Genomic DNA, 13045 nt, shown 5'->3' with positions numbered 1-13045 from the left:
CTTTCCGTACCCGACCTGTGCCCGTTTCTGGAGTTCAAAAGTGCCCGTGGAAACCGTCGATGCCGTCGTCAGCCTCAGTAAGCGGAGGGGCTTCGTGTACCCGTGCGGCGAGATCTACGGCGGAACCAAGTCGGCCTGGGACTACGGACCGCTCGGGGTGGAACTGAAGAACAACGTCCGCACCCAGTGGTGGCGGGCGATGGTGACGAGCCGTGACGACATCGTCGGCCTGGACTCCTCGGTGATCCTGCCGACCAAGGTCTGGGAGGCGTCCGGGCACCTCTCGGAGTTCGTCGACCCGCTGACCGAGTGCCAGTCCTGCCACAAGCGGTTCCGCGACGACCACCTGCGCGAGGACTTCGCCCGGCGGAAGAACAAGGACGCCGACACCGTCGAGCTGTCCGAGATCGCCTGCCCGAACTGTGGGAACAAGGGCACCTTCACGCCGCCGCGGATGTTCAACGGTCTGCTGAAGACGTTCCTCGGCCCGGTCGAGTCCGAGGAGGGCCTGCACTACCTGCGCCCGGAGACCGCCCAGGGCATCTTCATCAACTTCGCGAACGTGATGGGCACCGCGCGGAAGAAGCCGCCGTTCGGGATCGCGCAGATCGGCAAGAGCTTCCGCAACGAGATCACCCCCGGCAACTTCATCTTCCGGACCCGTGAGTTCGAGCAGATGGAGATGGAGTTCTTCGTCGCGCCGGGCGCCGACGAGGAGTGGCATGAGTACTGGCTGAAGGCGCGCTGGGACTGGTATGTCGGCCTCGGGCTGAACCCGGACAACATGCGGTTCTACGAGCACCCCAAGGAGAAGCTGAGCCACTACTCGAAGCGCACCGTCGACATCGAGTACAAGTTCAACTTCGGCGGCAAGGAGTTCGACGAGCTCGAGGGCATCGCGAACCGCACCGACTTCGACCTGTCCACGCACTCCAAGCACTCCGGCGCCGACCTGTCGTACTTCGACCAGGAGAAGGGTGAGCGCTGGACGCCGTACGTGATCGAGCCCGCGGCCGGCCTGACCCGCAACGTGCTCGCCTTCCTGCTCGACGCCTACACCGAGGACGAAGCGCCGAACGCGAAGGGCGGCGTCGACAAGCGGACGGTACTGCGTTTCGATCCGCGGATCGCCCCGGTCAAGGCGGCCGTGCTCCCGCTGTCCCGCAACACCGACCTGTCGCCGAAGGCTCGCGACCTGGCCACCGAGCTGCGCAAGAACTGGAACGTCGACTTCGACGACGCCGGCGCGATCGGCCGCCGCTACCGCCGCCAGGACGAGATCGGTACGCCGTACTGCATCACCGTCGACTTCGACACCCTCGAGGACCACGCGGTCACGATCCGCGAGCGCGACTCGATGAAGCAGGAGCGCGTCGCGCTGAGCGAGGTCACCGGCTACCTGGCGCAGGCCCTGGTGGGCTGCTGACATGAGGTTGCTGACTGGGGAACGCCTGCGCTTCGGCCTGGCCGTGTTCGGGGTATCGGCCCTGGCCGTCTTCCTGCTGACCGCCTGCTCCGACACCGACCCGAAGTCAGGCAGCACCCCGTCAGCCTCCGGTCCCTCGGTGCCCTCGTCGGCCCCGATCCCGACCGCGTCGACGCCGACCCTGAAGCCGCTCCCGAGGCCGACCAAGCCGTTCCCGACCCCGACCGTCACCGGCGCCCCGGAATCGGACGCACCGCTGGCCAACCGGATCCGCTTCGCGATCGCCAAGCAGACCCAGGTCACCGCCGGCAAGGCCGCGAAGACCACGGTCAACTGCCCCGGCATCGACGCCGCGGACAAGCCCGGCAACCACACCCTGAAGTGCACGGTCACGTACGCCGGCAAGCCGTTCACCGGCACGTTGACCGTCAACGCCCAGCCGTACAACGCGTCGTACAAGTTCACTTCGGAACAAGTTGCCGTCGTCAAGGAAAAGGTCGTCGACGCCGTCCTGCGCGCGGTTCCGGACGCGTCGAACATCGCCTGCACGATGGACTTGGTCGCCGTCGTACCATCGAGTGGTGACGGCGTCCGCTGTGACGTCACGACCACCGCGAACGCGGTTGTTCCCCACAACGCCCGAATCTCCGGCGACGGCAAGATCCTCGTCGCAAAGGCCTAACCAATGCTCAAGCTCGGCAATCTGACCATCGATACCCCCGTGGTCCTGGCTCCTATGGCTGGGATCACCAATGCGGCGTACCGGCGGTTGTGTGCTGAGCAAGGGGCGGGGCTGTATGTGTGCGAGATGATCACCTCTCGCGGGATTGTCGAGGGTGATCAGAAGTCGCTGGACATGCTCACGTTCGACGAGCGGGAGACGGTTCGGTCGGTGCAGTTGTACGGCGTGGACCCGGTGTACATCGGGAAGGCCGTGCAGCTGTTGTGCGATCAGTACGGCGTCGCGCACATCGACCTGAATTTCGGCTGCCCGGTGCCGAAGGTGACCCGGAAGGGCGGCGGCGGAGCGCTGCCGTGGAAGCGCAACCTGCTCGGCGCGATCCTGAAGTCGGCCGTGCAGGCGGCGACGCCGTACGGGATCCCGGTGACGATGAAGACGCGGATCGGGATCGACCTCGACCACCAGACCTACCTCGACGCCGGCCGGATCGCCGAGGAGTCGGGCGCGGCGGCGATCGGGTTGCACGGGCGGACGGTGTCGCAGGCGTACTCGGGGCAGGCGGACTGGACGAAGATCGCCGAGCTGGTCGAGCACGTGAACATCCCGGTGCTCGGCAACGGCGACATCTGGGAGGCCGGTGACGCCCTCCGGATGGTCGCCGAGACCGGCTGCGCGGGCGTGATCGTCGGTCGCGGGTGTCTCGGGCGGCCGTGGTTGTTCCGCGATCTCGCGGTCGCGTTCGCGGGTGGTGAGGCGCTCAACCTGCCGAACCTTGGCGAGGTCGCCGCAGTGATGCGCCGGCACGGTGAGCTGCTCGCGGACCTGATGGGGGAGCAGCGCGGTCTACGCGACTTCCGCAAGCACGTGCCGTGGTACCTCAAGGGTTTCCCGGCCGGCGGCGAGCTGCGCGCAGCCCTCGGCATGGTCGACACGCTCGCCCACCTCGACGAGCTGCTCGCTCAGCTCGACCCGACAGTCCCGTTCCCGACCGCCGAGCTGGGCGCACCCCGCGGCCGCCAAGGCAGCCCGCGGGAGCGCGTCATCCTCCCGCACGGCTGGCTGGACAACACCGACGGCCTCACCGAAGACCTAGCCGACGCCGAAATCGGCGTCTCAGGCGGCTGACCGAATCTGCGCGATCCATTCTTCCGCGCGCTGGCGGCCGTTCGGGAGTTGGTCGTTGCGGTCCCAGCGCCAGGCGGTCACCATCGCCAGCATCAACAGCCGGCAGTCGTCCAGCACCTGCCGATCGATCCCCGGATAGTGCTCGGCGATCTCATCCGGCGCATGCGCGAGGTCGAACTCGACAGGTCCCCGGCAGTAGGTCTCGAGGTCGATGAACAGCGGACCGTCCTTCGTGCTCAACAGGTTGCCCGGGTGCGGTTCCCCGTGCAGCAGCTGCTCGCGGGCCCCCGACGTACTGATCGCTTGTCCCCGCTCGGCCAGAGTGGCGAGCAGGAGCTCACGATCCGCCTCCGGTGCGTCCGGTGACACGGCCCGATCCGACAGAATCGCCTCGGCCTCCCGAACCCGATCCATGAAGTGCGGAGCCGGTACGTCGATCTCGCGCATCCCAACGTGGAGTCGTTGCAACGCGGCGGCGTACTCGGCCGGTGGAATCTCTTGCAGCGGCTCGTAGTACCGCCACAAGGTGATCGCGAACCCGTCCCGCTCATGCACGCTCAAGTCCGTGGGCGCGACCACCGGGCTCCCCGATTCGAGGAGACGCCGGGCCAGTTCGAGCTCCTGCGGAAACCCGTGCTCGCCATCGAACGCCACCCGCGCCAGCACGTCACCCGGCATCAGCCGCAGCACGATCTTGTTCGAGTTGCTCAGCAGGATCGCGTCCTCCGCCGAGGTAATCGCCTTGGTCACCGCTGTCGCCCGCTCGATATCCACCGTCTCCACCCGCCGACCGTATCCGGCTTACTGGTGACGGGCGACACCTTTATTCGGCGTACAGAACAACGGGTAGAGGTAGGCCAACGGTCGATCCGCTGAGTCTCCGCAGACGCACGGCTCGCCGTCGACCCCCACCACTACCCTCCGTCGGTACACCAGACCAGGCGGCACCCCGCCAGCCACCCCAGCCCTCGCCCACCCCGCGACTGAAGCCACCGTGCGCGAGCCCCCTCCCGCGACTGAAGCCACCGTGCGCGGCCCCCTTCCCGCGACTGAAGCCACCGTGCGCGAGCCCCCTCCCCGCGACTGAAGCCACCGTGCGAGTGAAGGGAGTGGCACGGCGAGTGAAAGGAGTTGGTCGTTGGCAAACGATTGCGGACAGCCGGCTAGTCACACTCGGCGCTCGAGGAAGCCCCAGCCCTCGCCCGCATCCGCCCCTCGCCCACCCCGCGACTGAAGCCACCGTGCGCGGCCCCCTTCTCGCGACTGAAGCCATCGTGCGCGGACCCCCTTCCCCATCGTGCGCGAGTTCCCCACCGCGCGACTGAAGCCACCGTGCGAGAGCTCCCTTCCGCGACTGAAGCCACCGTGCGCGAGCCCCCTCCCGCGACTGAAGCCACCGTGCGAGTGAAGGGAGTGGCGCGGCGAGTGGAAGGAGATGGTCGTTGGCGAACGATTGCCGGCGGCCAGGTCGTCACACTCGGCGCTTGGGATCGGGAGAGGGGGAGGGGGAGGGGGAGGGGGAAAGTCAGCGGGGGTTGGTGGTGCGCCAGGTGACGTAGTCGGCTACTGCTGTGGTGATGTCGTAGGTGGGGGTGAAGCCGGTTTCGGTGGTGAGGCGGGTGATGTCTAGGTAGGGGTCTTCGCCGGGGCCGGACTGGCGGCCGGGGATGAGGTCTAGGTGCAGGCCGGGGGTGATGGCTTGGAGGGCTTCGGCGATTTGGCGGTTGGTGGATCGGGTGCCGCTGGAGACGTTGTAGGTGCGGTGCTGGAGGGTCGGCGCGGTGGTGAGGAGGGCGATCGCGCGACCTGCGTCGGCGGCGTAACAGAAGTCGCCGCCGTCGTCGGCGTACCGGACCGACGGGGTCTCGCCGCGCATGATCGCGCTGATGTACGGCGCGATGGTGATGATCGGGGATTCCGGATCCATCAGTGGTCCCCAGGTGCTGCCGATTCGCAGCAGGACGGGGTCGATTCCGGTGCCTTGCAGGCTGTGCACGGTGATTGGTTCGACGGCTTTCTTGAAGGCGACGATTGCCAGCGGGAGGTCGGATTCGGGGAGTGCGAGGTCTTCGTGCCAAGGGATTTCGGGTCGGCCGATGTAGTTGCCGAGGCTGCTGGCGACGGCGAACCGGCGGACGCCCCAGGTGCGGGCCGCGTCCAGTGCGTTGAGCAGACCGGACAGGTCGGTGCGGAAGTACGCGACTGTGTCGGCGCCCGGAATGCTCCCGGCCAGGTGGACGATCTCGGTGACCTCATACTCCTTGCCCAGGGCAAGGAAAGCGTCTCGGTCGGTCATGTCCAGGGTCTCGACCGTCACCCGGCCGGCCAGGAACGACGGGACCTCGCCGCGGTGGTGTGAGGTGACGACCACCTCGTGGCCGAGCTCGACGAGTGCGCGGGCGGTGGCCGCGCCGATCATGCCCAGTCCGCCGGTGACGAGGATCATCGGACCACCGCGTAGTGCAGGTGCGTGACGCCGGGAGCCGGTACGGCCTCGATCAGTCGGAGCTCGACATGTTCGGGCAGCTCGTTGAAGAATCGGAGGCCGCCGCCGAGCAGGATCGGGATCTGATGCAGCACGACCTCGTCGACGAGCCCGGCCGCGAGCGCGGACGTCGCAGCGCCGCCGCCCATGATCCCGACATTCTTGCCGTCGGCCAACTTCCGGGCCACGTCCACGGCCTCTTCGATGCTGTAGGCAAGCGTCTGCGCCGGACCGACCTCGAGCGGCTGATGACTCAACACCACCAGCGGCGCCTGAGGATGCGGGCTCCCGCCACCGAACTCGCTGGAGTGCTGGTACGTCGTCCGTCCGCAGATGATCGCGCCGTCGCCGGCCGCCAGGCTGTCGAAGAGTCGCGCACTCGGCGCGCTGAGCTTGAACCCTTCGAATACCTCGCTCGGGGTGTCGCCGTTGAAGTACCAGTCGAACAACATCCCGGCGTCGCCGAGCCCGCGCCCGAACTCTTCCGCACCCTCTGGCGTCCGGCCGCTGATGTAACCGTCCACCGAGACGGAGAGCGCAACGATGACCTTACTCATGACTGTCCTCTCACACTGCTTGCGGGAAATCGAAGAATCGATCAGGGTCGTAAGCCTGCTTGACCGCACGAAGCCGGGCGAGGTTCTCGCCGTGGTACGCCGCGGGTCCATCGGCCAGCGCCAGATCGGGGAAGTTCGGGTAGACGCGACCGCTACCGTCCGCGTGCGCGATCGACCACGACCGGTCGTTCGCTGTCTCCAGCAGGAACCGCGTGTTGCGATGGGCGAAGGCCGTCGCCTCGGCGGCAATCCTGTTGTACGCACCGCCCATCGCGGTGAACGCCAACCGTCCGCAACCAATCAGTTCGCGCAGTACGTCGTCCGACAGCGACCGCTCGAAGAACTCCGAACGGATCCGCGCCGGCTCGCCCGGTGTCGCCTCGGCGAAGCTCGCCTTGACTGCGGAGAGAGGCATCCCGGCGCGCAGGAAAAACGGCACCGGCGCACCGACCAGGTCAGCGAACTCGGCCAGCAGCGAGCGCGTCTCGTCGGCAGGCAGCAGGCTCGCGCCAATCAGCACTGCCTGCGATCCATCGATGGTGAGATTCAGCGTGAGCTCGTCCGGGCTGTCCGGCGCCCACGCCTGCCAAACGGCCACCAGCACCTCCGGATCGGCCGAGACCCACCGAGCTTCAATTCGCGTGGTGATCGGCTCCGGAACCGTGTCGAACCGGAGCGAGGTGACCACGCCGAACTGACCACCGCCGGCACCACGCAACGCCCAGAACAAGTCAGGTTCGCAATCCGCAGAGCACTCCACCACACTGCCGTCGGCCAGCACGACCTGCGCACTGAGCAGGCGATCGCAGCTGAGCCCATACATCCGCCCGACCAACCCGATTCCACCGCCAAGCGTGAGACCGGTGATGCCGACCGTCTCTCCGCATCCGGCGGGCAGACCACGGCCGGCCGCATGCAGGTCGGCGTACACCTGACCCAACAGTGCACCCGCGTCGATCGTTGCGACCCCGTCGGCGCGCACCTCGATGCTGTTCAGGCCGCTCAGATCCAGTACGACGTCACCCGGCGCCGACCGGTCGACGAAGCAATGCCCACCGCCCCTCGGCACCACGCGATCGCCGCTCTTGATCGCGGCGACGACATCCTCAACCGATCGGCAATGCATCATGCCCTGAGGCTATGAGCGGCGTACCGGCTCCTTCTTGAACAAAACGTGCATCCTCAACGCCGACGGGCAAGGAACGGCGTGTACGACGCGGAGTGGTCGTGACCGCAGGCGCAGCGATCGAGATCGCCACCGAGCAACTGCGTCGGCGTGAGCCCGGTCAGCCGAAGACACTCGCGGCTGAGGTGCGCCTGATCGGCATACCCCGCGTCGATCGCGAGACCCGCCGTACCGTCAAGACCGCGGCGACCGGATGGGGATACGCCGGCCTGGGCCAACGCTAGGAAGCCCTGGAACCGCAGCGTCCGCTGGAGCACCTTCGGCGTAGTGCCAACGGCCTGCAGACAGCGGCGGCGCAACTGGCTCGCGGACAACGCGAGATCGGACGCAAGCCCGTCGATCGACGTTGCCTGCCAAGGCATCAGCGCCAGCACAGCTTCCTGGACGAGCGCGTCGACCCGCTCGGTACGGCGGAACTCGTTCAGCAGATGGGCCTGCAGATAGAGCAATGCGCGCTCGGGAGTCGCCGCTCGAGCCATCGCCTCGACCAAGCGGTCCGCGGTGTGTCCCCAGAGGTCGGCAAGGCTGAGGTGCTGGTCGATCAGATCATCCAGTACGGCGGGCAGTGGCGGAGCAGTACCGGGATGGAACCGGACCCCGACGAGCGTGGTGTGCGCCGGGATGACCTCGATCGCCGGACCGGTCAACGGGCCAAGGAGTTGCGGCCGTCCGCCGAGCGGGAAATGGATCTCGACACCGCCGGTCGGGAGGTGGCGGTGGACATGGTCGGTCGCGCCGATGCGTTGGATCCAGACCGTCCGAACCACCCCGGCCAGGCCGGGTACGGGCGGCTGCTCGACGTACTCCACGCGAGCACTGAATCCCCTGGACTAGACCAGTGTCAAGAAGTTGTTTCCAGCAAATTTCATTCTGCCGATCCCTTGACCTGACCACCGATGAGGGAGGAGTTTGGTCCGCATCGGAATTACGAATCACTTCCGAACATAGTTCGGAAAGGAGGAGTGCGTTGGCGATCGTGATCGGGGTTGTCACCCACGCGGCGCATGGAGAGCTGTTCCGCGAGGCGGCCAGCACGCTCCGCGGCGTCGATCTGGAGTGGGTCAGCTACGACCACGAGGAGAACGTCCGCGACAAGGTGGCGGAGTTCCTCAGCACGACCCGACTCGATGGCTTCCTGGCCGGTCCGGTGCCGTACACGGCCAGTCGCGAGCTACTGCCGCCAGGCCTGCCGGTCGGTGTCATCCGACCGTCGGCGCTCGACCTGACGATGGCTCTTTACCGCGCGCAGCAGCAGGGCTGGGGCGGGTCGCCGGTCAGCATCGACACGTTCCCGGCCGAGGCGGTCGATGCGGTCGTCGCCGCGCTCGAGCTCGACCCGGATCAGATCGCTTCGTTGCCCTACGCACCGACCCAGTCGGTCGAGGACATCGTCGAGTTCCACCGGACGGCGTACCGGCGGTTCGGTGATCGCGGCTATGTGATCAGCGTCCGTGCCGCAGCCCGGGAGCAGTTGGCCGATGACGCGATCGGGATCATGAGCGGCATGCCGGTCCCGGCCACGATCCGGACCGAGCTACATGAGCTCGCCCTGCGGATCGAGTCGGATCGGGCGAGCGCGCAACGGTTCGCGGCCGGGGTCTTCCTGATCTCGCAGTCGGCCGACGAGGAGCGCGCTCGGATCGGTCTGATGAACCTGCTGCTGAACACCCCCGAGTTCGCCGGGGCCTGGATCGAGGACCGCGGTCGCCGTGGCGTCGTCGTCTTCGCGCACAAGGCCTTGTTCGAACGCGTCACCCGCAACTGGGTCGCCGTACCGGCCCTTGCCGAAGCCGGTACGGCGCTCGGTGCGCAGGTCTCGGCCGGATTCGGGGTCGGTGTCTCCGCTCGCAACTGCGTGCTGCTCGCCGAGCAGGCCGCGGCCCGGGCGGAGCAGGAGAACGAGCCGTGTGCGTACCTGATCGAGGACAGTGGCGTGATCATCGGCCCGATGGGCCCGGTCACGACCAATGACCGGGACGCGCTCAGCTTCTCCTACCGCGAGCACGGCGAACACGTCGAGCAGCTCGCGAAGTCTGTCGGCCTCAGCGCGGCGACCGTGTCCCGGTTGGCTGCCTTGGACCACGAGCTGGAAGGCCGTGCGATCTCGCCTGGAGAGCTCGCCGACCGGCTCGGCATCACGGATCAGAGCGGTCGCCGGCTGATCCGCACCCTCGACGCTGGTGGCCTGGTCAGCGACGAAGGAACCGCACAGCACCATCCCAAGGGACGCCCCACGCGTCTTTACCGGCTTCGCATCTCCCAAGAATTGCTGGTGTCCCGTGGGCAGCGTGGCTTGGCGCTACCGGCGCCCAGGCACGCACCTCGCGCCACTTGACCAGCACCCACGATGCTCCGCATCGAGGGCACTGCTCAAGCACCACGATGCACGCACCTGGACACCGCTATCACTCAAGCCACGCCACCCACGGGACACCCGAAGGGAACCACACCATGGAGCTCAACCGCCGCCAGGTCCTGAAGCTCGCCGGCCTCGGCCTGGGCGCGACGGCCACCCCCGGCCTGCTCGCCGCCTGCTCGAACGACAAGTCCGGTGCAGGCGCCGGGGACGGCAGCGTGAAGTTCGAGGGCTGGGACTACGAGGCGACTCTGGTCCAGCAGAACCTCGACCGCTTCACCAAGGCCAGCAACGTCAAGGTGAACTACACGCCGATCACCAGCGCGCAGTACGTGCAGAAGGTGGTTGCCGAGTTCACCGGTGGTGGCGGCCCGGACGCCCTCTACGTGTACGACGACTCGCTCGCGGCCTGGGTTGAGGGCGACTACCTGCAGCCGATCGACGGCCTGCCCGGGGTCGACGAGGTGTACGGCGCGATCTTCCCCGGCAACGCGGAGGCGATGACGTACCAGGGCAAGCGCTACGGCCTGCCGTACTACACCGACTCCAACTGCCTGATCTACAACGCGGAGATCCTCTCCAAGGCCGGATTCAGCAAGCCGCCGGCCAGTCTCGAGGAGCTCGAGTCACAGGCGGCCAAGATCAAGAGTCAGGGGCTGCTCGAGCATCCGATCGGCCTGCCGGCCCAGCTGTCCGACACCTGGTGGGCGTGGGTCTGGGGTCTGATCTTCTCCAGTGGCGGCAACCTGTTCGACGATCAGCAGGCGCCGATCATGAACACCACCGACACGGTCACCAAGGACGTCTTCACCTGGCTGCAGAACGCGGCCAACAAGTCGAAGGTGCTCGACCCAGCCTCGCTGCAACTGCTGCCGGTTCCGGTCGACAACGCGATGAAGGCCAACCGGTACGCGTTCACCATCGGCGCCCGGTACGCGCTGCGCGACTACAACGACCCGCAGAAGTCGAAGGCCGCCGGCAAGATGAAGATGGCGCTGGTGCCGAGCCTGGACGGCAAAGTGCACGGAACCATCAGCAACACCCGGATGTACGGCCTGGCCAAGGACACCGAGGTCAAGGACAACGCGTTCAAGCTGCTCACGTACCTCGGCGGTCTCGACGAGAGCAAGCAGCCGTACACCGCGAAGTTCTGGTTCCAGCAGCGCGGGCTCGGCTTCGCGTACAAGGACCTGGCCAAGGACCCGGAGATCACCGCGACCCTGAAGAAGTTCGCCGACCCGGCCATCTACGCGCACCTGGCCGAGATCGCGCGGCCGCGCAACGTCCTCGGCGTCGCCTGGTACACCGAGTTCGAGACCGAGATGCACAAGGTGGTCCAGGGCGTGCTGAGCAACCAGACCCAGCCGTCCGCCGCGGTCGCGAGCCTGGCGCAGAGCGCCGAGACCCTCAAGAAGAAGTACTCCTGACGTGAGTGTCCTGACCGAACGACGGCCGCTGGGCGACAGCGCGAAGGCCTGGGCACTGAACGCCCCGGCCATCGCGGTGATCGCCCTGCTGGTCGCGTACCCGATCGGCTACTCGTTCTACGTCAGCCTGCAGCGCAACAACCTGAAGCGGCCCAAGGCCAAGCGGTTCATCGGCTTCGACAACTACAAGTCACTGCTCAGCGACGACGCCTTCCTGTCCGCGCTGAAGGTGTCCGCGATCTTCGTCCTCGTCGTCCTCGGCCTGACCGTCGTCCTGGCGCTCATCCTGGCGTTGGTGCTGAACGAACGCTTCCGTGGTCGCGGCCTGCTACTCAGCCTCGCTTTGTTGCCCTGGGCAATGCCCGGCGTAGTGAACGGCCTGATGTGGCGCACCATCTTCGACGCCAAAACCGGTGCTTTGAATGGGTTGCTGACCCAACTCGGCCTGATCGATACCTACCAGGCCTGGCTGACCTCCGGCACCGGCGCCTTCCTGTTCACCGCACTGGCGCAAGTCTGGAACACGCTGCCGTTCTCGGTGATCATCCTGCTGGCCGGCCTGTCCACCATCCCCTCCGAGCTGTACGACGCCGCGACCGTCGACCGCGCCGGCGCCTTCCGAAGGTTCACCCAGGTCACAGTCCCGTGGCTTCTGCATCCACTCCTGATCGTGCTGATCCTGGAGACGATGAACGCCTTCCGCGCGTTCGACACGATCTACGTCCTCACCGGCGGCGGCCCGGGCGACGCCACGACCACGATCGCCCTCCTCGACGTACAGACCGTTCTGACGTTCACCGACTTCGGCCTCGGCAGCGCCTACGCGTGGGTCATCACCGCCATCACCCTGATCATCTCAGTGGGCTATATCGGCTTGCTCTACCGGAAAGGAAACTTCGAGGTTTGAGTACCGTCGTGCAGGTTCCGCTGAGGTATCGGATTCCGTGGAAGAAGATCGCGTTGTACGTGCTGGCGATCGCGTTCGCGTTGTATCTGGTGCTGCCGTTCTACTGGATCGTGGCGATGAGCTTCATGCACGAGGCCGACGCGATCGCCGTACCGCCGAACTGGGTGCCGGTGAGTCCGACGCTGGAGAACTATCTGGGGTTCGTGAATCCGAACGCGGCTCAGGAGTTGGTCGGTGGGCGGGCGGTGTCCGAGACGCCGTACTCGTTGCGGAACAGCTTGGTCGTGGCGTCGGCGACCGCCGTACTGAATCTCGTGCTGGCGACGTTCGCGGCGTACTCGTTCAGCAGGTTGAAGTTCCGGGGGAGTCAGGTGTTGCTGGTGCTGTATCTGCTGACGCGGATGGTGCCGGGGATCGCGATCATCATCCCGTTCTATCTGCTGATGCGGCAGTTCGGGCTGCTGGACACGTACCTGGCGCTGATCCTGTCGTACACGACGTTCGCGCTGCCGATCACGATCTGGATCCTGAAGGACTTCTTCCGGTCGGTACCGCGGGAGCTCGAAGAGGCGGCCCGGGTCGATCGGTGCGGCTGGTTCCGGACGATGTGGTCGGTGTTCCTGCCGGTCGCGGCGCCGGGTCTCGTTGCGGCGGCGGTGTTCGCGTTCATGACGGCATGGAACGAGTTCATGTTCGCGCTGTTCCTGACCAGTACGAAGGCCGCGAAGACGATCCCCGTGGTGGCGGCGAACTTCGCCACCGACTTCAACACCCAGTTCACCGTGATGGCCGCAGCCGGGGTGCTCGCGGTCGTCCCACCACTCGTACTGGCGCTGCTGTTCCAGCGAAAGCTGGTTCAGGGGATGGCCGCCGGATCTGTGAAGGGCTGAGACG

General features: G+C 66.7%; 12 protein-coding genes. 7 read left to right on the top strand and 5 right to left on the bottom strand.

Going from position 1 to position 13045, the window contains the following annotated elements:
* The first annotated feature begins 40 nt into the window (after nt 1-40).
* The 3 genes from ABD231_RS20235 to dusB are packed head-to-tail and all read left to right on the top strand — an operon-like array spanning nt 41 to nt 3233.
* A complete protein-coding gene (locus ABD231_RS20235; protein WP_344153998.1) occupies nt 41-1426 on the top strand; it encodes a glycine--tRNA ligase in 1386 nt (461 codons plus the stop codon).
* 1 nt (nt 1427) lies between these two features.
* Nucleotides 1428-2108, top strand: coding sequence for a hypothetical protein (locus ABD231_RS20230; protein WP_344153996.1), 681 nt, complete (start codon nt 1428-1430; stop codon nt 2106-2108).
* A gap of 3 nt (nt 2109-2111) precedes the next feature.
* Nucleotides 2112-3233 carry a tRNA dihydrouridine synthase DusB gene (gene dusB, locus ABD231_RS20225; RefSeq protein WP_344153993.1) on the top strand — a complete coding sequence of 374 codons (1122 nt, stop codon included), beginning with the start codon at nt 2112-2114 and terminating at the stop codon, nt 3231-3233.
* On the opposite strand, the gene ABD231_RS20220 is transcribed toward dusB, so the two are convergent.
* The 5 genes from ABD231_RS20220 to ABD231_RS20200 form a co-directional block, all read right to left on the bottom strand.
* A complete protein-coding gene (locus ABD231_RS20220) occupies nt 3222-4016 on the bottom strand; it encodes a phosphotransferase (RefSeq protein WP_344153990.1) in 795 nt (264 codons plus the stop codon). The genes dusB and ABD231_RS20220 overlap by 12 nt on opposite strands.
* Nucleotides 4017-4758: 742 nt before the next feature.
* A complete protein-coding gene (locus ABD231_RS20215; protein WP_344153987.1) occupies nt 4759-5679 on the bottom strand; it encodes an NAD-dependent epimerase/dehydratase family protein in 921 nt (306 codons plus the stop codon).
* Nucleotides 5676-6275 (bottom strand): dihydrofolate reductase family protein, encoded by a 600-nt coding sequence (locus ABD231_RS20210; RefSeq protein WP_344153984.1) that lies wholly within the window; start codon nt 6273-6275, stop codon nt 5676-5678. Before ABD231_RS20210 ends, ABD231_RS20215 begins: the two co-directional genes overlap by 4 nt.
* A gap of 10 nt (nt 6276-6285) precedes the next feature.
* Nucleotides 6286-7404: an FAD-binding oxidoreductase gene (locus tag ABD231_RS20205; RefSeq protein ID WP_344153981.1), complete on the bottom strand. Its 1119-nt coding sequence runs from the start codon at nt 7402-7404 to the stop codon at nt 6286-6288.
* A gap of 53 nt (nt 7405-7457) precedes the next feature.
* Complete coding sequence (locus tag ABD231_RS20200) at nt 7458-8270, bottom strand: helix-turn-helix domain-containing protein (protein WP_344153978.1); 813 nt, start codon at nt 8268-8270, stop codon at nt 7458-7460.
* A gap of 158 nt (nt 8271-8428) precedes the next feature.
* Here ABD231_RS20200 and ABD231_RS20195 point away from each other — a divergent pair, with 158 nt between their 5' ends.
* From ABD231_RS20195 to ABD231_RS20180, 4 genes are all read left to right on the top strand, one after another.
* Nucleotides 8429-9796, top strand: a complete 1368-nt coding sequence (locus tag ABD231_RS20195; RefSeq protein WP_344153975.1) for a helix-turn-helix domain-containing protein — start codon at nt 8429-8431, stop codon at nt 9794-9796.
* 116 nt (nt 9797-9912) lie between these two features.
* Complete coding sequence (locus ABD231_RS20190; protein WP_344153972.1) at nt 9913-11244, top strand: extracellular solute-binding protein; 1332 nt, start codon at nt 9913-9915, stop codon at nt 11242-11244.
* Between the two features lies 1 nt (nt 11245).
* On the top strand, nt 11246-12151 hold the full coding sequence (locus ABD231_RS20185; RefSeq protein ID WP_344153969.1) for a carbohydrate ABC transporter permease: 906 nt from the start codon (nt 11246-11248) through the stop codon (nt 12149-12151).
* Nucleotides 12148-13041: a carbohydrate ABC transporter permease gene (locus ABD231_RS20180; RefSeq protein WP_344153966.1), complete on the top strand. Its 894-nt coding sequence runs from the start codon at nt 12148-12150 to the stop codon at nt 13039-13041. Before ABD231_RS20185 ends, ABD231_RS20180 begins: the two co-directional genes overlap by 4 nt.
* The last annotated feature ends 4 nt before the right edge of the window (nt 13042-13045 follow it).

Source organism: Kribbella yunnanensis (assembly GCF_039529655.1).
Lineage (GTDB): Bacteria > Actinomycetota > Actinomycetes > Propionibacteriales > Kribbellaceae > Kribbella > Kribbella yunnanensis.
This window is presented reverse-complemented; position numbering and strand designations above follow the sequence as displayed.